Origin of the sequence: Variibacter gotjawalensis (genome assembly GCF_002355335.1) — a bacterium.
Taxonomy (GTDB): domain Bacteria; phylum Pseudomonadota; class Alphaproteobacteria; order Rhizobiales; family Xanthobacteraceae; genus Variibacter; species Variibacter gotjawalensis.
On record NZ_AP014946.1, the window covers coordinates 1,855,121 to 1,877,221 of the forward strand.

Sequence of the window (22,101 nt, forward strand, 5' to 3'; positions counted from 1 at the left end):
GGCTGTTCACCTATCGAGCAACCACCGTGCCACTGGGTTCACGCCAGTCCGAGTTCGATATAAAGAAATCTTTATATCCTTATTGCCTCCGTCCAGCACGGCTGCTATGACCCCGTCCAACACTGCGGCCAGGTCGGCCGTCTGTCTCCGTTTCCGACAACCCAAAGGATCGTCATGACCGCCGCCGCCAAAAAAGCCGCGCCTGCCAATGAGTACATAGTCGCCGACATCGGCCTCGCAGACTTCGGCCGCAAGGAAATCTCGCTTGCCGAGACTGAGATGCCGGGCCTGATGCAGACGCGCGAAGAATACGGGGCGAAGCAGCCGCTCAAGGGCGCGCGCATTGCCGGCTCGCTGCACATGACCATTCAGACCGCGGTGCTCATCGAGACGCTCGCAGCGCTCGGTGCCGATATCCGCTGGGTCTCTTGCAACATCTACTCGACGCAGGATCACGCCGCTGCTGCGATCGCGGCGGCCGGCATTCCGGTTTTCGCCGTGAAGGGCGAGACTTTGGAAGAGTACTGGGACTACACCGCGAAGCTGTTCGATTGGCACGGTGGCGGCACCCCCAACATGATCCTCGATGACGGCGGCGACGCCACGATGCTCGTTCACCTCGGCCTGCGCGCCGAGCAGGGCGACACCGCATTCCTCGACAAGCCCGGTTCGGACGAGGAAGTGATCTTCTTCGCGCTCATCAAGCGTCTCCTGAAGGAAAAGCCGAAGGGCTGGTTCGCCGAAGTCGCCAAGAACATCCACGGCGTTTCGGAAGAAACGACGACGGGCGTGCACCGCCTCTACGATATGGCGAAGGCCGGCAAGCTCCTGTTCCCGGCCATCAACGTCAACGACTCGGTCACGAAGTCGAAGTTCGACAACCTTTACGGGTGTCGTGAGTCGCTGGTCGACGGCATCCGCCGCGGCACGGATGTCATGATGTCCGGCAAGGTCGCGATGGTCGCCGGCTTCGGCGACGTCGGTAAAGGCTCGGCCGCTTCGCTGCGCCAGGCCGGTTGCCGCGTCATGGTCTCGGAAGTCGATCCGATCTGCGCACTTCAGGCCGCAATGGAAGGCTACCAGGTCGTCACGATGGAAGACGCGGCGCCGATCGCCGATATCTTCGTCACCGCGACCGGCAACAAGGACATCATCACGATCGATCACATGCGCGCGATGAAAGATCGCGCCATCGTCTGCAACATCGGCCACTTCGACAACGAAATTCAGGTCGCGACCCTGAAGAATATGAAGTGGAACAACATCAAGCCGCAGGTCGACGAGATCACCTTCCCGGACGGCAAGCGCATGATTCTGCTGTCCGAGGGCCGCTTGGTGAACCTCGGTAACGCGATGGGGCATCCGAGCTTTGTGATGTCCGCCTCGTTCACCAACCAGACGCTCGCGCAGATCGAGCTCTGGCAGAACCACGTGACCAAGGCGAATAAGTACGAAAAACAGGTCTACGTGCTGCCGAAGCAGCTCGACGAGAAGGTCGCGCGCCTCCATCTCGCAAAGATCGGCGTCAACCTGACCGAGCTGAAAAAAGACCAGGCCGACTACATCGGCGTTTCGGTCGCGGGTCCATACAAGGCGGACACATATCGTTATTGATTAAAGCGTTATAAAGAGAGCTGTGGCAGACCTCATCTCTCTCATCGTAACGACCTGTAATCAGGAGCGCGCGCTCGACACGACGTTGCGCGCGCTCGCGATGCAGAGCGACCGGGATTTCGAGATCATCATCGCGGATGATGGCTCTGGCGAAAATACCGCGCGAATAATTGCCGCTCGACAACAAAGCTTTCCAGTATCGCTGCACCACGTTTGGCAAGAGCACCGCGGCTTCCGCGCCGCGCTGTGTCGCAACCGCGCCGTACTCAAGAGCTGCGGTGACTATTTCGTGTTTCTCGACGGCGACTGTGTCCCGCGCTCAGATTTCGTTGCGGCCCACCGCCGTCTCGCCGAGCCGGGTTGGTTTGTCAGTGGAAACAGATCGCTCTTGAGCGAGGCGCTGACCCAACGGGTTCTCGAAGAGAAAGCACAACTCGCAAGCTGGGATTTTGCGCGCTGGGCACGCGAGCGCCGCTCGGGCGGCATTAATCGGCTCGCTCCGCTGCTCCAGTTGCCATTGGGTCCGTTGCGCAAGATTGCCCCTAAGTCTTGGCAAAATGTGCGCTCCTGCAATCTCGGCATCTGGCGCAGTGACTTCGCTCGCATCGATGGCTTCGACGCTAGCTACGTCGGTTGGGGCCGCGAGGACTCTGATCTTGCTGTTCGTTTAGTTCGCGCCGGTGTGCGACATAAGATCGGTGAGTTCATGACTGGTCTTATCCATCTTTGGCACCCAGCGGCTGATCGCTCGGGGCAAAACGCAAATGATGCGCGTCTTGAAGAAACGCGCGTGAGTTCGCGTATCAGGGCCGTGGCCGGGCTTTCAGCCATCACCTCGGATGCGGTGCCATCGTGACGGATACAACGCTAAATACTGCGGCGCGATTCAACTTGCGCAAGTTCTTCAATGATGCGGCGGACTTTTGGGCGATTGCGCTCGCGGCTTCGGTGCCGTGGTCGACGTCAGTGACGAGCTTCCTCACAGCATTCTGGGGCATCGCCTTTTTATTTACGCTTGATCGCGCATCGGTGCGCGAGACTGTTCGCCGTCCGCAAGCTTATGTTGTTCTTGGCTTCGTCGCTCTCGCGCTTCTCAGTGTCCTTTGGTCAGAAGCGCCGACGTGGGTGGAGCGGTTCAAGGGCGTTGGTCCCTTCGCGAAGCTCGTACTCATCGTGTTGGTTTTCATCCAGTTCAGCCGATCGAGGCGAGGGTGGTGGGTGCTGCTGGCGTTTCTAGTCTCGTGCACGGTCGTTCTCATCGTCTCCTATGCCACGGTGATATTTGGTGACGGCCGATTGGGCGGTCGCACCACTTATTACGGCGTGCCCGTCAAAGATTACATCTCGCAGAACGGTCAGTTTGTCTTGTGCGCGGTTGGGTTGCTCGCTTTCGCGTATCAGCGAGGCTGTGTCAGCGCTTACGGCCAAGCCGCTGCACTGATCGCGCTCGCGCTCGCGTTTTTGTTCAACGTCTTTTACATCCAGACCAGTCGCACAGCGCTTGTTGTCCTGCCGGTACTCTGCATCGTCTTCGCATTGACGCGTCTGCGCGCCGTCCACGCGGCAGCAGTTATCGGCAGCATCATCGTTCTCGCCGGCGCCGTTTGGATGTCTTCATCGACCGTACGCAACCGCGTCATGCTGACGTTCAACGAAGCTTCTGCCTATTCGGCTCACTCTACCGATCGATCATCAACCGCAGAGCGTCTCGAGTTCTGGCGAAAATCCGTCGCTATTGTTCAAGATGCGCCCATTCTCGGCCACGGGGCCGGATCGATCCCGACAACGTTCGCGCGTCTAGCCAAGGGAGAGGGACTCGGCGGGATTGTCGCCCACAACGCGCATAATCAAACATTCAATATTGCAATCCAGCTCGGGATCATTGGCGTCATCATGCTGTTCGCTATGTGGATCACCCATGGCCTGCTGTTCCGCGGCGAGTCGCTGGTTGCATGGATAGGCCTTGCGGTGGTGACTCAGAACGTCGTTGGCGGATTATTCAACAACCACCTATTCGATTTCGTCCATGCCTGGATCTACATCCTGGGCGTCGGCGTCTGCGGCGGCATGCTGATGCAATCTCCCGCGCCCGGTAAGGAACTTGAAGCCTAACCAATCACTTATCGTTTTGCAGGTCCTTCGGCTCTGGCCCTCCCCAATCCGAGGCGCTAGATTACCGGCCGACAACGGTTTCCGCCTTTGAGGTGATTCGAAATGTTCAAACGCTATTGTGCCGCCGTGGGCCTCGCGCTCGCGGCGCTGTCCGCTCCGGCCGCCGCCCAGCAGGGCTCTTGGTGTGCGGAAGCGGGCGGCCGCAGCGCTTATCAGAATTGCTACTACTACTCTTTCCAACAGTGCCTTGCCGCCGTCAGCGGCGTCGGCGGATCATGCCGCCCAAATTGGTCGGCCGGCCGCCGATCCGGCGTTTGGTGGGAAGACGAGCAATATGACGAGCCGCCGCCGCCACGCCGCCGTTCCCGGAGGTACTAAGCCATGCGCAATATCTTGACCTTATCTGCAGCCGCCCTCGGCCTCGCGTTGATCGCTTCGCCCGCTTCGGCGCAAGGCGGTCCGGCCGGTTCGCCGTATCGCTGGTGTGCCGGCTTCCAATCGTGGGGCGGTCAGTCGTTCAGCTGCAACTTCCGCACTTTCGAAGAGTGCCGCCAAGAGACCACGGGCGGCATGCGCGGCTGGTGTATGCTGAACCCGCGCTATACCGGTTCGGATTACGACGATGAACCGCGCCGCTATCGCCGGCCCGCTCGTTCTTGATCTTTGTGCGATGGGTCGCCGCGGTTGCATTGCTGCTCGCCGGAATTTCCGCGGCGAGCGCACAGTCTGTGGCATCACGCTATCCGTGGTGCATGGGCATTCAGTCGTCGGAGCAAGGGCAATCAATTTCTTGCCCGTTCTCGACATTCGAAGAATGCCGCGCCGAAGCATCCCTAAATCGCGGCTGGTGTTTCCCGAATCCGCGGTATGTTGCTCAAGCGCCTGAAACAGCGCCGCAGTCTCAGCCGGAGCCGCCACCCGGCGCTCCGACCAAACGTCGCCGCTGATTAGCCGAACGTTTTTTGCATCAGCGCCGGATAGCGCAGAGCCTGCAATCCGCCGCGCGCGCCTAGCAAGACGACCAGCGCGATCCACAGCCCCGTATTGCCGTAGCTCGATAGCGCCCACCACACCGCGAAATATGCTGCGAGCGACAGCAGCATCAAATTGCGCATGTCCTCTGTCCACGTCGCGCCGATGAAGATGCCGTCATACGCGTAGGCAAACACTCCAGCGATCGGAGCGATGACCGCGAACATCAAAAACGCTTCGGCCGCAATGCGAACTTCCGGGCTCGCCGTCATCCATCCGATCAGCGTCGTGCCGAACAGCCAGAACACCAGCGCGACAATCACCGCGAGGCCAAAGCCCCAACCGATGCAAAGCTTCGTCGAGCGGCGAAACGCAGTCTCGTTGCGCGCGCCGACGGCGTGGCCGCACAACTGTTCCGCTGCCATCGCGAAGCCGTCGAGGAAGTAAGCCGCGATCATCACGAGATTGTTGAGCACCGCGTTGGCCGCGAGGATCGTGTCGCCTTGCTGTGCGCTCTGCGCCGTGAAGAACGCGAACGCGGTGATCAAAGCCGCCGTGCGGATCATGATGTCGCGGTTGACCGCCAGCATGCGCACGAATTTGGCGCGGTCGAACAACGCTTCGCGTTTGATCGGCGGTGCGCCGCGGCCGAGCCACGCCGCGATTGCGAGTCCGCCCGCAAGGCCGACAGCTTCGGCAATCACGGTGCCGAGCGCCGCGCCGGCGACGCTCATTTCGAAGCCCATGATGAGCAGCGCCGTCACCGCGATGTTGACGATGTTGATCAGCACCTGCAGGCCAAGCGCGAAATCCGTTCGCGCTTGTCCGATCAACCAGCCGAGCACCGCGTAGTTCGCGAGCGTGATCGGCGCCGCCCAAATGCGGATCGCAAAGTAGGTCTTCGCCGCTGCCGTCACATCCGGGCTCGCGCCCATCGTGCGATACGCGATCTCGCCGATCGGAATCTGCAGCACGACGATGGTGAGGCCGATACCGAACGCGAGCAGCAGCGCGCGCGCCAGCACGGTGCGTTGCTCCGCGATGTCGTGCGCGCCCATCGCCTGCGCGGTGAGCGCGACGGTGCCCATGCGCAAGAAGCCGAACAGCCAGAAGATGCAATCGAACACGACGGCGGAGATCGCGACCGCGCCAAGCAGATGAGCTTGCCCGAGTTGCCCGATCAACGCCGTGCCGACGATGCCGAGAAGCGGCGTCGTTAGATTCGCGAGTGTCATCGGCGCCGCGATCGCGAGAACGCGGCGGTGGGTCACGTCGACGGGGCGGGGGGATAGGTCGTGCACGACGTGTATCTTAAACGATGAAGCCGCGGCGTCTCATGAAAAGACCCGCGGCTTCGATCAGTTCTGCTGAACTATCGCGCTTGGCGCGAGCCCGATTTCACGAGGCGCGCGACGAACCAGATCGGCAGCACGATAACGGCGCCGAGCAGAAAGTAACGCCACACCCACGAGACGGCGTCCCAGCCCATCTCCCAGACGCCGCGAAAGAGACGTTCCACGCTGCGCAAAATATTCGCCGGGTCCAGGCCGAGCGCCGCCAAAACGACGCCGACCAAAATCGACAGCAGGATCAGCCGAAAGGCGACTGCCGTCGGTGGTCCCCCCAGGAAGCGGCCCAGAAAGCCTTCTTGCATCACGAATCCCTCTTGCGCAGCAGCGATTATACCGCAGCGGTGGCGCAAATAGGGAGAGGGTCGCCTAACGTGAAGGGGCGAGCATTTTTTCCAGCGTCTCGAGCCGGTCGGCATCAACCGGTCGCTTGTCCCAGCGCAGCCGGCTGATCCGCGGGAAGCGCATTGCGACGCCCGAGCGATGCCGGGTCGACCGCTGCAAACCCTCGAATGCGACTTCAAACACGAGCCCTTGGTTCGGCTCGTGGACGACTTCGCGCACGGGCCCGAACCGGTTGACGGTGTGGTTGCGGACGAATTTGTCGATGTCGACGAGCTCTTCGTCCGTGAAGCCGAAATAAGCCTTGCCGACCGGCACCAGCTGCGCGCCGTCTTCGCCTTCGGTCCAGACACCGAACGTGTAGTCGGAATAATAGGACGAGCGTTTGCCGTGGCCGCGTTGGGCGTACATCAACACGGCGTCGACGATCGCTGGATCGCGCTTCCACTTCCACCACGGGCCTTTCGGACGTCCCGGAACGTAGAGCGCGTCACGCCGCTTCAGCATCACGCCCTCGACCGCATCCGCATCGTCTCCGGCACCGGCGGACGCCGGATCGGAACGCGCCGCGATCAGCTGCGGCCAGTCCTTGAATGCGATGATGGGCGAGAGCGAGATGCGAGGCTCGTCGAGTGCCTTCGCGAGCGCTTCGAGGCGCGGCCGCCGTTCGGCAAGCGTCAACGCGCGCAAGTCTTCGCCGTCGTGGGCGAGGAGATCGTAGGCGCGCAGATGCGCGGGAAATTCCTCGATCAGTTTCGCGGATAGCGTCTTGCGATTGAGCCGCTGCTGCAGGACGTTGAACGTCTGCACGCGGTCGTCGCGCACGACGAGGAGCTCGCCGTCGATCGCACCGTTGAATTTCAACGTGTCGCAGAGTTCCGGAAAACTCTTCGAGATGTCCTCGCCGGTGCGGGAATAGAGCCGCGCGACATGCTTGCCGTCGGCGTCAGTCCCCGCAACGGCTTGCACACGAATGCCGTCCCACTTCCACTCGGCGAAATATTCGTCAGGATTGAGCGCTGCGAGCTCCGGCTCTTCGATAGCGTGCGAGAGCATGACGGGACGGAAGGGCGCCGCATTCGTATTCGCGGGTTTCTCGCCGCGCCCTTCGACCCAGGCGAAGAGTTCTTCGTACGGCGGCTCGAGCCCTGGCCACACAAGCTCGACATCGTTCGCTTCGATGCCGCCGAGCGCGGCGACAGACGTCTTCGCCAAACGCGCCGATACTCCGATACGGAGCGAGCCGGTGACGAGCTTCAACAACGCCCAGCGCCCCGTCTCGTCGAGCGTGTCGAGCCATCGCGTCAACTGTGCCGGCGCTTGGCTCTTGCCCAACGACGCCAGGGTGGTGACGACCTCGGACAAAGACGGCGCTTCCACAGCCTCCCGTTGCTCCGGCAATATCGGCCACATCAGCGCGACGGTCTCCGACAGATCGCCGACGTAATCGTAAGACATCGCGAACAGTTCGGGGTCGACACGATCTGAAATCAACGTGCGGATCAGCGCGGGTTTCACATGCGTGAACGAGAGCGCACCGGTCAGCGCCGCGAGCGCATAGCCGCGATCCGGGTCCGGCGTTGTCCGGAAATACTCCGTCATCTGCCGCAGCTTCGCGTTGCGGCTCGGCTCGTAGGCGAGACGGTCGATCAGCGCGGCGAAGCGGTTCATGCGGGCTCACCCGCGGGCGCTTCGTCGGTCTCTTCGCCGTAGCCGACGAGCCGCAAAGGCCGCGCACGCAACTGCCGCGTCTCGCACCAATGCACGAGAGCGTCTTCCTCGCCGTGCGTCACCCAAATCTCCGATGCCCCGGTCGCCAGGATCGATGCGCAGAGCCCGTCCCAATCCGCATGATCCGAAATCACCAGCGGAAGCTCGACGCCGTTCTGTCGCGCGCGCGCCCGCACGCGCATCCAGCCGGATGCGTAGGCTGACAGCGGTTCCGGAAAGCGGCGCGTCCACCGATCCTGCAACGCCGATGTCGGGCACAACGTGATCGTGCCGGCAAGCTCGTCCTTCTTCGCATCGCGCACGAGACGCAATTCGCCGAGATCGACACCTTGCGACGCGTAATACTTCATCAGCGCTTCCATCGCGCCATGCAGATAGATCGGCGCCGCGTATCCGGCCTCGCGCAGCAGCGCGACGACACGCTGCGCTTTGCCGAGCGCATAAGCGCCGACGAGATGCGCGCGCTCCGGGAACAAAGCCACGGACGCCAGCAGCTTCTCGATCTGCTTCGCCGGATCTCCGTGACGGAACACAGGGAGACCGAACGTCGCTTCGGTGATGAAGACATCGCAGCGGATCGGTTCGAACGACAGACACGTCGGATCGCGCACGTCCTTGTAATCGCCCGACGCGACGATGCGAAAGCCGTTGCGCTCGACGCAGATCTGCGCCGACCCGAGAATGTGTCCGGCCGGATGATACGTGACGTTGACCCCATTGATATCCAGCGTCTCGCCGAGCGGCGCTGCCTGCATACTCTCGGCAAAGTTTGCGCCGCAGCGGATCGTCATGATGTCGAGCGTCTCGCGCGTCGCCAGCACGGATGTGTGGCCGGCGCGCGCGTGATCCGAATGCCCATGCGTAATCAGCGCACGCTTTTGTGGGCGCATCGGGTCGATGTAAAAATCGCCCGGCGGGCAGTAGAGCCCCTGGGGGGTCGAGACCAGCAATTCTTCAGGACGCATGGCACCTTAGATATGTATAGAAGGCGGCAACGCTAAGGAAACGTAAGCCTTGAACAACCGCCCGCCGCTGTTTTTGTTCTCCGGCGATCTCATCGCAGATCGCCGCTATGAATACGCGCAAGATTTCGCCGAGCGCGGCGATCTCGCCGCCGCCGCCGATCTCTACGCGCAGGCCGCCGAACGCGCGCCGGGTTTCGCCTCCGCTTGGTATGCGCTCGGCGATGTCCGCGAGCGGCTCGGCGACAACGCCACCGCGATCGAAGCCTTCGTGCAAGCCCGCACCGCCGATCCGGACGATCGCATGGGGGCCGGTGTCCGACTCGCGCGGCTTGGTGCTGCACCCGCGGAAGGCGCCATGTCGGCCGCCTATGTCCGCTCGGTGTTCGATCAATACGCGCCCGACTTCGACCGCGCCCTTATCAAAGGCCTCGCGTATCGTGGCCCCGAACTTTTATGCGAGGCTGTGGCCACAGTCTGTCAGCAGCGACAGCGCGATGTCGCGTTCCGAAAAGCGCTCGATCTCGGTTGCGGAACCGGCCTTGCCGGGGAACTTTTCGGGCCGAAGGTCGAAAGCCTCGAAGGCGTTGACCTCTCGCCCGCGATGGTCGCGCTGGCCGAGGCGCGCAGCTGCTACGCCGCCGTTCATGTCGGCGAAATGCTGGAGCATGTGCGAACGCGCGACGACGCCAGCTACGATCTCGTCATCGCGGCTGATGCGCTCGTCTATCTCGGCGACCTTGAACCGCTCTTCCGAGACCTCGCCCGCGTTATAGAGCCGGGCGGCCTGTTCGCGTTTTCGGTCGAGGCCCATGACGGGGACGGCGTCGTCCTCGGTGAAAAGCTGCGTTACGCTCACGCCCGGCCTTACGTCGAGAGAACGCTTGCGGCATGCGGGTTTCTGCCGCTTCACGTCGAACCGAATTCGACCCGCCAAGAGGGCGGCCGCGCTGTCCCTGGCCTCATCGTCGTCGCCGTGCGAGAGTGACGTCAAGAACATTGGGGGGGAAGCATGACGATCGAACTCAAGTATCTCGTCTTCAGCATCATTCTTGGCATCATCCAACTTATGGCCGCCGCGATGGCCGGAACCATGGACCGCGGCCTGCGCTGGAATATGGGCCCGCGCGATACGACGCGGCGGGAACTCAGCCCAGTCGCCGGCCGGCTCGAACGCGCCTTCAAGAATTTCCTGGAGACATTTGCGTTTTTCGCCGCTGCGGTTCTCGTTGCGCATGCGCTCAACGTGCATTCTTGGATGACCACCTGGGGCGTGATGCTCTACTTCTGGGCCCGCGTCGCCTACGTGCCGATCTATGCGGCCGGTATTTCGGCGCTCCGCACTGCGGTCTGGGGCGTTTCGGTGGTCGGCATCGTGTTGCTCCTCGCTGCACTGCTGACGCGCTGACGCTGGCGTAACGCGCGAGCGGGCATTAATTCTACCCGGTGTCCGATCGCGCCGAACTTCCCGAAAACTTCCGTCGCTGGTTCGCAAGCCGCGGCTGGGCGCCGCGCGCGCATCAGCTCGAACTGCTGGCGCGTGCGCGTGAGGGGCGGTCGGTCCTGCTGATCGCGCCGACCGGTGCCGGCAAGACGCTTGCGGGCTTTTTGCCGACGCTTGTCGAGCTCGCCGATCGCCGCAGCAGAAAAGCGGAACCCACAAAGCTGCGCTCCACCGGCAGCGGTGTCGCGCGCGAAGGCGGGCTGCACACGCTCTACATTTCGCCGCTGAAGGCGCTCGCGGTGGATATCGCGCGCAATCTCGAACGGCCGGTCGACGAGATGGATCTGCCGATCCGGCTCGAAACACGCACCGGCGACACGCCGGTGTCGAAGCGCCAGCGCCAGCGGCGTGATCCGCCGGATATTCTGCTGACGACGCCGGAGCAGCTTGCGCTGCTGCTCGCGACCGCAGATGCCCCGTTTTTGTTCGGCAACCTGCGCCGCGTCATTCTGGACGAGCTGCATTCGCTGGTGTTGTCGAAGCGCGGCGATCTACTTTCGCTCGGCCTCGCGCGTCTGTTCGCACTGGCGCCCAATCTCGCGACCACCGGATTGTCCGCGACGGTCGCGGAGCCGGATGAGCTCTGCCGTTTCCTCGTGCCGCAGCGCGACGGCGCGGCGTGGCACAGCGATCTCGTCATCGCGGAGGCGGGCGCGCAGCCGCATGTCTCGATGCTCGACACCAAAGAACATCTGCCGTGGTCCGGTCACATGGCGCGTCACGCGCTGCCGGAGGTCTACGATCTCATCGGCAAGCACCGCACGAGCCTCATCTTCGTCAACACGCGCGCGCAGGCCGAATTCCTGTTTCAGGAACTCTGGGGCATCAACGAAGAGAACCACGCGATCGCGCTGCATCACGGCTCGCTCGATGTGACGCAGCGGCGCAAGGTCGAAGACGCGATGGCGGCCGGAAAGCTCCGCGCCGTCGTTTGTACGTCGTCGCTCGACCTCGGCGTCGACTGGGGCGACGTCGATCTCGTCATCAATGTCGGCGCGCCGAAGGGCTCGTCGCGCCTGATGCAGCGGATCGGACGCGCCAATCACCGCCTTGACGAGCCGTCTCGCGGCATTCTTGTGCCGGCCAATCGCTTCGAGGTGCTCGAATGCAGTGCCGCGATCGAAGCCGTCGAGGACAATGCGCAGGATACGCCGCCGCTGCGCACCGGCGCGCTCGACGTGCTGGCGCAGCATATGCTGGGGCGCGCTTGCGGCGAGCCGTTTCACGCCGACGATCTGTTCGAGGAAGTGCGTCGCGCCGCGCCTTATGCGGATCTGACGCGCGACGATTTCGACAGCGTGCTCGATTTCGTCGCGACCGGCGGCTATGCGCTGAAAAGCTACGAGCGCTTCGCGAAAATCCGCCAAGGCAAGGACGGCCGCTGGCGCGTCGCGCATCCGCGCATCGCGCAGAGTTATCGCATGAATGTCGGCACCATCGTCGAATCCGATACGCTTAAAGTTCGCCTCGTGCGCTCGCGCGGCAATGCGTCCGGCCACACTGGCGCGATTTCGCGAGGCGGTCGCGTGCTCGGCGAAATCGAGGAATATTTCATCGAGCAGCTGGTGCATGGCGACACCTTCGTCTTCGGCGGCGAAATTCTGAAATACGAAGCGCTGGTCGAGAACGAGGTTTACGTCTCGCGTGCTGCCTCCAGCGACGCGAAAGTGCCGTCCTACGCAGGCGGGCGATTTCCGCTGTCGACTTACTTGGCGTCGCGCGTGCGTGCACTACTCGCGGATGCGAATGCATGGAAGCATTTGCCCGAGCAAGTGCGCGAGTGGCTCGAACTGCAAAAGTGGCGCTCGGTCATTCCGCCCGCCGGCGATCTGCTGGTCGAAACATTCGAGCGCTCGAACCGTCACTACCTCGTCTGCTATCCGTTCGAAGGCCGCCTCGCGCATCAGACGCTCGGCATGCTGCTGACAAGGCGGCTGGAGCGCGCGCGGCTGCGGCCGCTCGGCTTCGTTGCCAACGAATACGCGCTCGCAATTTGGTGCGTTGGCGATATCTCGCAGCGGATCGCGCGCGGCGAAGTGAAACTCGATGCGCTGTTCGACGAGGACATGCTCGGCGACGACCTCGATGCTTGGCTCGCCGAGTCCGCGTTGATGAAGCGCACATTCCGCAACTGCGCGATCATCGCGGGTCTGATCGAGCGCCGGTTTCCCGGTAAGGAAAAATCACAACGTCAGATGACGATCTCGACCGATCTCGTCTACGACGTTTTACGAAAACATCAGCCGGATCACATGCTTCTGCGCGCCAGCGCGCAAGAGGCCGCAACGGGCCAGCTCGATATCCGCCGCGTCGGACAATTGCTCTCGCGTATCCGTGGCCGAATCATCCATAAAGCGCTCGAGCGCGTGTCGCCGCTTGCGGTGCCGGTATTGCTCGAAATAGGCCGCGAACATGTGGCCGGCGAAGATGCTGACTCTTTCTTGACCGAGGTCGCCGAAGAGTTGGTCAAAGAGGCGATGGGATGAATGTAGCGGTCACGCTACCCGTAAGAGGCGGTGCGGTTCTGCGCATCCGCGATGCCGAATGCGTCGCGGACGTCGCCGGCATTCTTTATTGGCCGGAGCAGCGCCTGCTCGTCGTCTCCGATCTGCATCTCGAGAAAGGCTCCGCCTTCGCGACACGCGGCCAACTCGTCCCGCCGTACGACACGACTGACACGCTTCGCCGCCTCGGCGCCGTCGTCGCGCGCTACGCTCCGCAAGTCGTCGTCTCGCTCGGCGACAACTTCCATGATCGCACCGGAGCAGGGCGCCTCGCCGAGGAGAACCGCGCGATGCTCGCCGACATGCAGCGCGGCCGCGACTTCATCTGGATCACCGGCAATCACGATCCGGAGCCGCTGACCAATCTCGGCGGGCTCTCGGCGGATTCGTTCGAAGTCGGCGGCGTTACTTTCCGCCACATCGCCGCGAAGAAGAACGCGGTCGGCGAAGTCAGCGGGCACTTGCATCCGGTCGCGATCGTTGCGGGCCGCGGCCGCTCGATGCGCCGCCGGTGTTTCGCGGGCGACGGCAATCGACTCGTGATGCCGGCTTTTGGCGCTTACGCGGGCGGCCTCTCGATCCGCGACCGTGCGTTTGCGTCGATCTTCGATCGCGCCTTCATGGCGCATGTGCTCGGCGAGGAGCGCGTTTACGCGATCGGCTCGGCGAACTGCCTCTAAGGCTCACCCCGGAATACGCACCATCAGCGTCTCGTAGCCGTTGACGAAGTTTGAAAGCGTGCGCGTCGGCTCGTCGACGACTTCGATCTTCGGATAGCGCTTCAAGAGTTCTTCCCACGCGATCTTCAGCTGCAGCTCGGCGAGCCGAAGGCCGAGGCAGCGGTGAATACCGAAGCCGAACGAGATGTGATTGCGGGCATTCGGCCGATCGACCATGAACGCGTCCGCGTCCGCGAACATCTCGTCGTCGCGATTGCCCGAGATGTACCACATGACGACGCGGTCGCCTTTTTTGATCTGCTTCCCGCCGACTTCCGCGTCTGCTAGCGCGGTGCGGCGCATGTGGGCGAGCGGCGTCTGCCAGCGCACAACTTCCGACACGAAATTCGGAATGAGCGAAGGGGTGTCGCGCAGCTTGCGATCCTGATCCGGAAATTGGCTGAGCGCATACGCGCTGCCGGAAAGCGAATTGCGCGTCGTATCGTTGCCGCCGACTATCAAAAGAATGAGATTGCCGAGCAGGTTGTCATCGTCCATGTGCCGCGTCGCATCGCTGTGTGCCATCATGGAAAGAAGATCGTTGTGCATCGGCCTCTTCGCGCGCTCGTTCCAGAGCTCGCGGAAATACGCGCCGCACTCCTGCAGCTCGGCTTCACGCGCGGCTTCCGACGCGATAATTTCGCGATTGCCCGGCGCGGCGGTCGCGACATTCGACCAGCGCGTCAGCTTGCGCCGCTCCTCGAACGGAAAATCGAACAGTGTCGCCAGCATCTGCGTCGTCAATTCGACCGAGACGAGATCGACCCAATTGAACGTCTCGTTGCGCGGCAGGTCATCGAGAATCTTGCACGCGCGCTCGCGGATCTGTTGCGCGAGTTGATCGAGGTTCTGCGGCCGGAACATAGGCTGCACGGTCTTGCGCTGATCGGCATGTCGCGGCTGATCCATCGCGATGAAGCTGTCGCGGCGATAGATCGGCTTCACGTCCTGAATGCCGATGCCGCCGTAGTCGATCGAAGACGAGAAGACGCCGTGATTGGTGTCGACCGCCATGATGTCTTTGTATTTGGTCACCGACCAATACGCGCCGCCGCGGCTTTCCGGGCAATAGTGCACCGGCGCTTCCGCGCGCAAGCGTTCGAAATAGATGCGCGCTGTGCCGTCGCGAAAATACTCCGGCCGGCTGACGTCGATTGTCTCGATCGGAATTGAATAAGCGCGCTCGCGCGCTTCGTTCACGACCGCCTGCGCGGACACCTGCCTCAGCGTAACGTTCATATTATTGTTTCCGAGGTTCGCGTTTCCGAAGCCGCTCGTTTCTTGCGAACGATGCGTCACATTAGATCGAATACAAACGGGAAAAGCCGCTTTGGCAAGCCGATTCTGAGCGACGCTCAGATTGCTCAGAAGCTCAATCGAGAGTTCAAAATGGTGAGGCGCCCCTGGGTCTCCCCGGGGGCGCCTCGTATCAAGCATCAGCCAGCCTGTAAGCCGGGTTCTGTAGGGCGGCGGGCGAACCCACCGCGTGACGGCCATTCCTCTGGGGCGCCGTTTGCACGGCGCCTCGGGCAACCTACCCGGGCGACTGGTCCGGACTGACCGAAGACTGCGGCTTTCACCGCCGAATTCTCGTCGCCCCTATTCGGTTTTGCTCCCGGTGGGGTTTACCTAGCCGGTCCCGTCGCCGGTCCCGCGGTGCGCTCTTACCGCACCTTTTCACCCTTACCGCCCCACCCGAGGGGAGGGCGGCGGTTCGTTCTCTGTGGCACTGTCCCTGGGGTCACCCCCGCCGGACGTTATCCGGCACCGTTTGTCCCTGGAGCCCGGACTTTCCTCCCCGGCAGCCTTTCGACTTTGCCGGCGCGGCCGTCCAGCCAACTGACACGCGTAATGCAATGCGGGCGCAGCAGCGTTACGTCAAGCGTTCTTAGGTTGTTTGGCTGCGCAGAACGGCTTTCGCCGTCGCACGGTTAAGCGCCATCGGGATATCGTAAACGATTGCGAGCCGCGTCAGCGCTTTGACGTCGACATCGTGCGGCAGCGCCGACAGCGGATCAACGAAGAAGATCAGCGCATCGATTGCGCCTTCCGAGATCAGCGCACCGATCTGTTGGTCGCCGCCGAGCGGGCCGCTCTTGAGGCGGCGGATTGAAAGCTCCGGACAAGCGTCGAGGATCATTTGGCCGGTCGTGCCGGTCGCCACGATATGGCACGTCTTGAGAAACGCGACGTGCTCGCGCGCGAACGCGACCATGTCGTCCTTCTTCTCGTCGTGAGCGATGAGTGCGAGGCGAAGCACGCCTCAGTAGCCGCGCAGCTCGCCGGGCTTCGAACCGACGGCGGCGACGCGGTTGGTACCTTGCTTGCCGAGCAGGCGCTGCACCTTCGCGCAATAGACGACGGCGTCTGCCGACATCGATTTTGCGTAGTGGCCGCCTTGATAGCGCATGATCGTGCCGCAGATGTCGCCGCGCGCCATTTTGTGTGCGCGCCCGAGATACTTCATGCCGAATTCGAGGTTGGTCGCCGGATCGTACAGCTGCTGCATCGTGCCGGAGAAACCGACACCGCGCGCCGTCTGATGCTTGATCTGCATGAGGCCGATCGTCGAGGCGCGGCCCGTCACGTTCGGATTGTAATTCGACTCCACGGCGACAACTGCATGCGCGAGTTGTAGCGGCACGCCATGCTTCTTCGCCTTCTCGGCGATCAGGTCGGCAAGATCGCCTGGCACCGGCCGCGGGCGAAATTTGCTGGCGATGTAGTAGGCCTGTTTCACCGAGACATCGCGGAAGATCGGGCCGCTCGACGACATCTGCGGCATCTCGACAGATTCGACCGCGTCGCTGGTGCTGCTCTTCGCGAACATGTTGCGCGGCGCGTTGCGTGCGGCACGCGGCTTCTCGAGTTTTTCCGGCGTCTCGCGCACGCCCGTTAGACGCGGCGCCCACAGATTGAATGGCGATTTGCCGTCTTCACCGGCGTAAGCCGAAACAAGACCGGCGGGCGCGCGCGGCGCGCTCTTGGCGTCGGCCGGCGGATTGATCTTCACGCCGCGGAAAATTTCTTCGGCGTCGGGACGCGGTGAAGATATGAAACCTGGCTGCGAGGAAAGTGCGACCGGATCGGTGTCGGCGAGGTCGAGCGCGGCGAAGCGTTCGTTGAAGCTTTGTGCGGACGCGGCACTAGCCATCGCGAGCGAAAGTACGCTCACTAGCGTCAGCCGTAGCTGTTGCGCCGCTCGCAGCCCCAAAACTACCCCCATGCCTTCTGCCTCGAAGGTCGTCGTTTTCGATTAGGGCCAGACTTGGGCAAAACGGTGGCGGCTGCCTAAGTTGTTACAAATGTGTGTACTTTTGGGATTCTGCCTTAACCATAATGCTGGTGGGTCAGCGCTTTAGAGCCGCCAGAAGTTGATCCAGCGTGGTGCGCGTCGATGCATCCGCAATGCCGTCGACCCGTTCGGGCCGGAAATGCCTCTGAAAAGCGGTGATAACTTTTTCCGTCATCGGGTCGTAGGTGCCGCTCGCCTCGAACGCGTAGCCGTAGTCGCGAAGCTTCCGCTGCATCGCTTCGACATCGCGTCCGGTATCGCCCGGGGAGAGCCCGCTGGTCGCCGGGGTCAATGGCGCGGGCTTCACCCAGTGGCCGATGCCGGCGGCGTGCAACGTGCCCCACGGGAAACGCTCGCCCGGATCCTCCTTGCGCAGCGGCGCGACGTCCGAATGCGCGAGCACGCGCTCCGGCTTGATCGCGTGGCGCCCGAGAATGTCGGAGCAGAGCGCGACGACTGCATCGATCTGCCGCGCGGGAAAATCGCGATAGCCGTGATCGTGACCCGGATTGACGATCTCGATGCCGATCGAATGCGAGTTGATGTCGCGCTGGCGTCCCCACGCGGCGGCACCTGCATGCCAGGCACGGCGCATCTCCGGCACCATCTGCACGATCTCACCGTCTTCGTGAATGAGATAATGCGCGGACACTTCCGCAGCCGGATCGCGTAGCCGTTGCAGCGCGGCCTCGGCGCTTCGCATGCCGGTGTAGTGCAGCAACAGCATATCCGGCGGAATGCCGTCGCGCCGCGTGCCGTGATTAGGCGAGGGCGTAACGGTGACCTTGATGCGCGCATCGGGCGGGAAACTCATCGCGCTATGTAGCAAGTGCTTTCGAATCCGCACAAGCAAAGGGCCACGGAACCCTAAGCTCCGTGACCCGCTTGCTCCCCTCGGCAAATTCCACACGCCGAGAGTTGTCTCGTTTGTCGTTACTGAGGACGCGCGCCAGAGCCACCGCCCATCGCGCCACCGCCACCCGGTGCTGTCGTCGAACGTGCCGGAGCCGGCGCCTTATAGCGCTCGAAGGCCGGAGCGTTCTGCAACTGCTCCTTCGTCATGGCGATCTTCAGCTTTACGTCGTTCGGATCGTTCGACGCTGCTGCCGACGGAGCGGCTGTCGAAGACGAAGCGCCCGTGTTGGCGTCGCTCGTAGAAGCCGGGACGACCTCGAATGCCGTCATCGGAAGTGCGACGTCCTTCTGGCCGATGCCGAGGAAGCCACCGACGCCGACAACCACGGCTTCGATCTTACCGTCCTTACCAAACACGAGATCGTTCACGTCGCCGACCTTCTTGTTATCCGGGCCGAGCACGTCGGTGCCGGAGAACTTGGTGGCGAGCCACTGATCAGGCTTCTGAGCAGCGACGAACTTCGATGCATCGACGGGCGCAGCCTGTGCCTTCTCCGCAGCCGGCGGAGCCGACGACGGTGCTGACGTCTGTGCGAACGCGCCCGAGATCATCAGGCCGCTAATGGCAGTTGCAGTCACAAATTGCTTGAGCATGAAATGCCTCCATTGCTTTGGGGGACTTGGCGAAACTGTGGGGCTATCCCTTCTCGCCCCTCGCTCAAACAACCTGCGTTAACGACGTGTGTTCCGAAAACAACCCGGCTTTGCGCGTGGAAAATTTTCGGAACCTGATGCCGAAATGCTGATTGATTTTGGGCGCGTGATTTGTGCTGTGCAGCAAGCTCGGTTTGTTCTCAACAACACTCCGCTCACCCCGCTGTCATCGCGCAATCCGCGGCTTGCACGGCAAGCAAGGCTATCCGGAATCCAGATCCCTGCGCTCGTTTCATCCCTCGCTCGCTTCCATATCGCTCTACTGGGATACGTGGGTCCCGGCTCGCGCGATCGGTCGCTCACGCGACGCGCTCGCCTGGCCGGGATGCCGGCCTCTGGGTGGGTCTTGCATTGTCATCTCAAAGTTCACGCAGCCGAAATCACTCTCGCGAGCGGTGACGCCGCGAGGTTTGGGAGAAACTCCTCTCGGACAATGAGGGGAGCGGAGCGCCGGCGGGCGCTAGGGGTGGAGGCCGTATCCGGGGATACGGCAGCGTCCCATTGACGGAGGAACGCACGCCAACCGGCGCTCCGCACGGCTCTCCACGCGACCGGCGGCATACGCAACGCCGACGCGCTTGCGGTGGGTATTGCCCAAAGCCCGAGACCATGCGGATTTCCGTCCCGCACAGCCATCGAGCGCCTGGTCTTAGTGCCAGGCGGCCCATGTCTCCCAACCGCCCGGGACCGGGTTACAAGCCCAGCCGCAGGTGCCGTCCACCGGCTATCTAATGGTCTGTCTCCGGAAGACATCCCCTCGCGCCGGCGTGGGGTTGATATGAGTGATATAGGAATTTATGTCAAGGAATATTTTCTGATGTCTTGGGCCACAATCTCTGCGCTGGTCATTCCGGGTCGCGATCCGCGAAGCGGCGCGAGCCCGGAATCCATAATCCCTGGCTTACGATCATCGTCCCGGGATTATGGATCCCGAACAGCCGCCAAAAGGGGCGGCTTCCGGGATGACCAAGGTCCGGGCGGACGATACCCCGGCTGAACCGGGGGGCAGGGCCATGACGGAGCGTGTAGGGATGTTCGATGGCCTCTCTGCTGCCGAGCGATCAGCCCGTAGCCCGGATGAGCGAGGCGAAGCCGAGGCGATATCCGGGAGCGGCGCTCAAGCACGAATGAGAGTCCCGGATGTCGCTCGCGCGCGATGCGTGGGAGCTCATCCGGGCTACATCGTGCCCGACAGCTAGGGGTGCAGCCCATAACACACGAAACCCGCTTCCTAACCCCCCGTCCGAAACCATTCTTTAAGTTTATAACGCGTTAATGCGAGCCGGACTTCCACGAGTCGGTTTGCAGTGAATCGCGGCCGCCTCAAATTGACGGCGCCGCGTATCCCATGTTATCCCATGATCTCCCATACAGAGTGGTTTGCGACCACGTAGCCGCTGGGCTGCGACCGCTGGCCGAGGGGGTGGGCTCGCATGGACCGCTTCGTGTCCAACTACACGCTGCGCCTGGATGCCAAGGGTCGTGTTTCGATCCCGGCACCGTTTCGCGCCGTGCTGGCTCGCGATGGGTTCGAGGGAATCTACTGCTATCCGTCGCTCGACCAGCCCGCCGTGGATGCGGGTGGCAACGCCTTGCTGGCCGGCATCAAGACTTTGGTCGACAGCTTTCCGGATTATTCGGACGAGCGGGACGAGCTGCAGCTCGCGCTCTACGGCACCTCGGAGACGCTGAAGGTGGACGCCGAGGGCAGGGTGAGCCTGACCGAGAATCTCAAAGCACATGCCGGGATCACGAACGAAGTGTCGTTCGTGGGGCTCGGCGACAAATTCCAGATCTGGGAACCGTCTCGCTTCCGTACGCAACTTGCGGGAGCCACCGACAAGGTGCGCGCGATAAAGCGGGCGCGGTCTCAGCGTACGGCGCAAGGGGCGCAAGGAGCACGGGAATGACGCGGGGTCGCGGCGCCGGCTCGTCCGGTGCCGATGGCGGACTGACCCCCCACATTCCCGTGCTCGCACGCCAAGTCCTTCATTATCTCAATCCCCGCGACGGCGCGATCTATGTCGACGGCACCTTCGGCGCCGGCGGCCACACGCGTCTGATCCTCGAAGCTGCGAACTGCCGCGTCATCGGCATCGATCGCGACGAGACCGCGCTCGCGCTCGGCGCGGCGCTGAAGGATGAATTCGGTGACCGCCTGTCGTTGCATCGTGCGCGTTTCTCCGAACTCGAGAGCGTGATCGCGGAAGCCGGCGTCGAACGCGTCGACGGTGTGCTGATCGATCTCGGCGTCTCGTCGATGCAGCTCGATCAACCGGAACGCGGTTTTTCGTTCCGCGCCGACGGACCGCTCGATATGCGCATGGGACGCGAAGGCGTCAGCGCCGCCGATATTGTGGCGCAGGCTTCCGAACGCGATCTCTCGCACATCATCGCCACGCTCGGTGAAGAGCGTTTCGCACGTCCGATCGCGCGGAATATCGTCAAGGCGCGCGGCGAAGCGCCGATCGAAACGACGCGCGCGCTGGTCGACATTATCGGCCGCGTGCTGCAGCAGCGCCCCGGCGAAATCCACCCGGCGACGCGCACGTTCCAGGCGCTGCGCATGCTGGTCAACGAAGAGCTGAACGAGGTTGCCGACGCGCTGGTCGCGGCGGAGCGCGTGCTCGCGCCGGGCGGCAAGCTTGCGATGATTTCGTTTCACTCGCTCGAAGATCGCGTCGTCAAACGCTTTATCGCAGCGCGCGCCAAGGCTGCGGCCGTGTCGCGTCATATGCCGCTCGCAGCGAGCGCACCGCCTAGCTTCGCGGACGCGACGAAAGCAATCGTCGCCGACGACGAAGAGATCGCGATGAACCCGCGCTCGCGTTCCGCCAAACTCCGCGTTGCAACGCGCACCGAAGCGCCGGTCTCCGATGCGCCGGTGGATGCGATGCCGCGACTTCCGTCACTCACTGAAATCCTGAAAGGCCGCGGAGCATGATCCCGAAAAGTGGGAACCGGTTTTCGGATCAGATCATGCTCAACCAAAAAACGGGAGCATGTGCCCCGATTCTTTCGGGGGACATGCTCTAATGCTGCGCGCGCTCAACATCCTGGTCGTCACCGCTCTCGTGATGTCGGCCGCCTGGGTCTACAAGATCAAGTTCGAGGCGACCGTGCAGCTCGAGCAGGTCTCGAAGATGCGCGCGCAAATCCGCCGCGAGCGGGACGCGATCGCGATTCTCCGCGCCGAATGGGCACGTCTCGACAGCCCGAACCGTATTCAGGAACTCGCGCAGCGGCATCTGAAATCGAAGCCGATCGAAGTCGCGCAGTTCGACACGCTCGACAACCTGCCGGATCGTCCGGTCCCGATCGTGCCGCCGGGTACGCAGGATCCGATCGGCGCGATCATCGAGAAATTCGCCGACGACGAAGTGGTGACCGGCAGCGTTCCCGCCGCACCGAGACAGGGTCAGAGATAG

General features: G+C 62.7%; 22 protein-coding genes and 1 other RNA gene. 13 read left to right on the plus strand and 10 right to left on the minus strand.

The features are described from left to right. Positions 1 to 174 precede the first annotated feature (174 nt). The 6 genes from ahcY to GJW30_RS23200 all read left to right on the plus strand — a co-directional run bounded on the left by ahcY (position 175) and on the right by GJW30_RS23200 (position 4,673). Positions 175 to 1,614 (plus strand): adenosylhomocysteinase, encoded by a 1,440-nt coding sequence (gene ahcY / locus GJW30_RS09075; RefSeq protein ID WP_096354465.1) that lies wholly within the window; start codon positions 175 to 177, stop codon positions 1,612 to 1,614. Between the two features lie 22 nt (positions 1,615 to 1,636). Beyond that, on the plus strand, positions 1,637 to 2,470 hold the full coding sequence (locus tag GJW30_RS09080) for a glycosyltransferase family 2 protein (protein ID WP_157746716.1): 834 nt from the start codon (positions 1,637 to 1,639) through the stop codon (positions 2,468 to 2,470). Between the two features lie 110 nt (positions 2,471 to 2,580). Further along, on the plus strand, positions 2,581 to 3,726 hold the full coding sequence (locus GJW30_RS09085) for an O-antigen ligase family protein (RefSeq protein ID WP_157746717.1): 1,146 nt from the start codon (positions 2,581 to 2,583) through the stop codon (positions 3,724 to 3,726). A 102-nt stretch (positions 3,727 to 3,828) separates the two neighbouring features. Continuing rightward, on the plus strand, positions 3,829 to 4,104 hold the full coding sequence (locus tag GJW30_RS09090) for a DUF3551 domain-containing protein (protein WP_096354471.1): 276 nt from the start codon (positions 3,829 to 3,831) through the stop codon (positions 4,102 to 4,104). A 3-nt stretch (positions 4,105 to 4,107) separates the two neighbouring features. Next, positions 4,108 to 4,386, plus strand: coding sequence for a DUF3551 domain-containing protein (locus tag GJW30_RS09095; protein WP_096354473.1), 279 nt, complete (start codon positions 4,108 to 4,110; stop codon positions 4,384 to 4,386). 68 nt (positions 4,387 to 4,454) lie between these two features. Further along, positions 4,455 to 4,673, plus strand: a complete 219-nt coding sequence (locus GJW30_RS23200) for a DUF3551 domain-containing protein (protein WP_430727181.1) — start codon at positions 4,455 to 4,457, stop codon at positions 4,671 to 4,673. On the opposite strand, the gene GJW30_RS09105 is transcribed toward GJW30_RS23200, so the two are convergent. From GJW30_RS09105 to GJW30_RS09120, 4 genes are all read right to left on the minus strand, one after another. Beyond that, positions 4,674 to 5,933 carry an MATE family efflux transporter gene (locus GJW30_RS09105; RefSeq protein WP_096358747.1) on the minus strand — a complete coding sequence of 420 codons (1,260 nt, stop codon included), beginning with the start codon at positions 5,931 to 5,933 and terminating at the stop codon, positions 4,674 to 4,676. Between the two features lie 137 nt (positions 5,934 to 6,070). After that, positions 6,071 to 6,352, minus strand: coding sequence for a DUF6460 domain-containing protein (locus tag GJW30_RS09110; RefSeq protein WP_096354477.1), 282 nt, complete (start codon positions 6,350 to 6,352; stop codon positions 6,071 to 6,073). 64 nt (positions 6,353 to 6,416) lie between these two features. Next, complete coding sequence (locus GJW30_RS09115) at positions 6,417 to 8,060, minus strand: cisplatin damage response ATP-dependent DNA ligase (RefSeq protein WP_096354479.1); 1,644 nt, start codon at positions 8,058 to 8,060, stop codon at positions 6,417 to 6,419. Further along, positions 8,057 to 9,085 carry a ligase-associated DNA damage response exonuclease gene (locus tag GJW30_RS09120; protein WP_096354481.1) on the minus strand — a complete coding sequence of 343 codons (1,029 nt, stop codon included), beginning with the start codon at positions 9,083 to 9,085 and terminating at the stop codon, positions 8,057 to 8,059. Before GJW30_RS09120 ends, GJW30_RS09115 begins: the two co-directional genes overlap by 4 nt. A gap of 49 nt (positions 9,086 to 9,134) precedes the next feature. Here GJW30_RS09120 and GJW30_RS09125 point away from each other — a divergent pair, with 49 nt between their 5' ends. Genes GJW30_RS09125 through pdeM form a run of 4 tightly spaced genes read left to right on the plus strand, consistent with a single transcriptional unit; the run spans position 9,135 to position 13,770 of the window. Further along, the gene (locus tag GJW30_RS09125; protein WP_096354483.1) at positions 9,135 to 10,070 is read left to right on the plus strand and encodes a class I SAM-dependent DNA methyltransferase; all 936 of its coding nucleotides are present in this window, start codon (positions 9,135 to 9,137) and stop codon (positions 10,068 to 10,070) included. 24 nt (positions 10,071 to 10,094) lie between these two features. Then, positions 10,095 to 10,490 (plus strand): MAPEG family protein, encoded by a 396-nt coding sequence (locus tag GJW30_RS09130; protein WP_096354485.1) that lies wholly within the window; start codon positions 10,095 to 10,097, stop codon positions 10,488 to 10,490. Positions 10,491 to 10,528: 38 nt separating this feature from the next. Then, complete coding sequence (locus tag GJW30_RS09135) at positions 10,529 to 13,072, plus strand: ligase-associated DNA damage response DEXH box helicase (protein WP_096354487.1); 2,544 nt, start codon at positions 10,529 to 10,531, stop codon at positions 13,070 to 13,072. After that, entirely contained in the window at positions 13,069 to 13,770 is a 702-nt protein-coding gene (pdeM, locus tag GJW30_RS09140; protein WP_096354489.1) for a ligase-associated DNA damage response endonuclease PdeM, read from the plus strand. The genes GJW30_RS09135 and pdeM overlap by 4 nt, the downstream gene beginning before the upstream one ends. A 3-nt stretch (positions 13,771 to 13,773) precedes the next feature. On the opposite strand, the gene GJW30_RS09145 is transcribed toward pdeM, so the two are convergent. The 6 genes from GJW30_RS09145 to GJW30_RS09170 all read right to left on the minus strand — a co-directional run bounded on the left by GJW30_RS09145 (position 13,774) and on the right by GJW30_RS09170 (position 18,613). Further along, the gene (locus GJW30_RS09145; protein ID WP_096358748.1) at positions 13,774 to 15,048 is read right to left on the minus strand and encodes a cytochrome P450; all 1,275 of its coding nucleotides are present in this window, start codon (positions 15,046 to 15,048) and stop codon (positions 13,774 to 13,776) included. A gap of 193 nt (positions 15,049 to 15,241) precedes the next feature. Then, positions 15,242 to 15,652: RNase P RNA component class A (gene rnpB / locus GJW30_RS09150), an RNA gene on the minus strand. Positions 15,653 to 15,697: 45 nt separating this feature from the next. Then, positions 15,698 to 16,024 carry a methylglyoxal synthase gene (locus GJW30_RS09155; protein ID WP_096358749.1) on the minus strand — a complete coding sequence of 109 codons (327 nt, stop codon included), beginning with the start codon at positions 16,022 to 16,024 and terminating at the stop codon, positions 15,698 to 15,700. A gap of 48 nt (positions 16,025 to 16,072) precedes the next feature. Beyond that, positions 16,073 to 16,984, minus strand: coding sequence for a lytic transglycosylase domain-containing protein (locus tag GJW30_RS09160; protein WP_157746719.1), 912 nt, complete (start codon positions 16,982 to 16,984; stop codon positions 16,073 to 16,075). Between the two features lie 175 nt (positions 16,985 to 17,159). After that, positions 17,160 to 17,918, minus strand: coding sequence for an N-acetylmuramoyl-L-alanine amidase (locus tag GJW30_RS09165; RefSeq protein ID WP_096354496.1), 759 nt, complete (start codon positions 17,916 to 17,918; stop codon positions 17,160 to 17,162). A 119-nt stretch (positions 17,919 to 18,037) separates the two neighbouring features. Beyond that, the gene (locus GJW30_RS09170) at positions 18,038 to 18,613 is read right to left on the minus strand and encodes a PRC-barrel domain-containing protein (protein WP_096354498.1); all 576 of its coding nucleotides are present in this window, start codon (positions 18,611 to 18,613) and stop codon (positions 18,038 to 18,040) included. A 1,493-nt stretch (positions 18,614 to 20,106) separates the two neighbouring features. On the opposite strand from GJW30_RS09170, the gene mraZ reads away from it, so the two are divergent. From mraZ to ftsL, 3 genes are all read left to right on the plus strand, one after another. Further along, the gene (mraZ, locus tag GJW30_RS22990) at positions 20,107 to 20,583 is read left to right on the plus strand and encodes a division/cell wall cluster transcriptional repressor MraZ (RefSeq protein WP_245408702.1); all 477 of its coding nucleotides are present in this window, start codon (positions 20,107 to 20,109) and stop codon (positions 20,581 to 20,583) included. Then, positions 20,580 to 21,617 carry a 16S rRNA (cytosine(1402)-N(4))-methyltransferase RsmH gene (gene rsmH / locus GJW30_RS09175; protein WP_245408703.1) on the plus strand — a complete coding sequence of 346 codons (1,038 nt, stop codon included), beginning with the start codon at positions 20,580 to 20,582 and terminating at the stop codon, positions 21,615 to 21,617. Before mraZ ends, rsmH begins: the two co-directional genes overlap by 4 nt. 91 nt (positions 21,618 to 21,708) lie before the next feature. After that, positions 21,709 to 22,101 carry a cell division protein FtsL gene (gene ftsL / locus GJW30_RS09180; protein ID WP_172887569.1) on the plus strand — a complete coding sequence of 131 codons (393 nt, stop codon included), beginning with the start codon at positions 21,709 to 21,711 and terminating at the stop codon, positions 22,099 to 22,101.

Bases quoted from the DNA above. Each gene is read 5' to 3' on its own strand.
- GJW30_RS09120 (WP_096354481.1), bottom strand. From the start codon at position 9,085: ATGCGTCCTGAAGAATTGCTGGTCTCGACCCCCCAGGGGCTCTACTGC.
- mraZ (WP_245408702.1), top strand. From the start codon at position 20,107: ATGGACCGCTTCGTGTCCAACTACACGCTGCGCCTGGATGCCAAGGGT.
- GJW30_RS09145 (WP_096358748.1), bottom strand. From the start codon at position 15,048: ATGAACGTTACGCTGAGGCAGGTGTCCGCGCAGGCGGTCGTGAACGAA.
- GJW30_RS09105 (WP_096358747.1), bottom strand. From the start codon at position 5,933: ATGACACTCGCGAATCTAACGACGCCGCTTCTCGGCATCGTCGGCACG.
- GJW30_RS09165 (WP_096354496.1), bottom strand. From the start codon at position 17,918: ATGAGTTTCCCGCCCGATGCGCGCATCAAGGTCACCGTTACGCCCTCG.
- ahcY (WP_096354465.1), top strand. From the start codon at position 175: ATGACCGCCGCCGCCAAAAAAGCCGCGCCTGCCAATGAGTACATAGTC.
- GJW30_RS09115 (WP_096354479.1), bottom strand. From the start codon at position 8,060: ATGAACCGCTTCGCCGCGCTGATCGACCGTCTCGCCTACGAGCCGAGC.
- pdeM (WP_096354489.1), top strand. From the start codon at position 13,069: ATGAATGTAGCGGTCACGCTACCCGTAAGAGGCGGTGCGGTTCTGCGC.
- ftsL (WP_172887569.1), top strand. From the start codon at position 21,709: ATGCTGCGCGCGCTCAACATCCTGGTCGTCACCGCTCTCGTGATGTCG.
- GJW30_RS09130 (WP_096354485.1), top strand. From the start codon at position 10,095: ATGACGATCGAACTCAAGTATCTCGTCTTCAGCATCATTCTTGGCATC.
- GJW30_RS09155 (WP_096358749.1), bottom strand. From the start codon at position 16,024: ATGGTCGCGTTCGCGCGCGAGCACGTCGCGTTTCTCAAGACGTGCCAT.
- GJW30_RS09095 (WP_096354473.1), top strand. From the start codon at position 4,108: ATGCGCAATATCTTGACCTTATCTGCAGCCGCCCTCGGCCTCGCGTTG.
- GJW30_RS09110 (WP_096354477.1), bottom strand. From the start codon at position 6,352: ATGCAAGAAGGCTTTCTGGGCCGCTTCCTGGGGGGACCACCGACGGCA.
- GJW30_RS09170 (WP_096354498.1), bottom strand. From the start codon at position 18,613: ATGCTCAAGCAATTTGTGACTGCAACTGCCATTAGCGGCCTGATGATC.
- GJW30_RS09090 (WP_096354471.1), top strand. From the start codon at position 3,829: ATGTTCAAACGCTATTGTGCCGCCGTGGGCCTCGCGCTCGCGGCGCTG.
- rsmH (WP_245408703.1), top strand. From the start codon at position 20,580: ATGACGCGGGGTCGCGGCGCCGGCTCGTCCGGTGCCGATGGCGGACTG.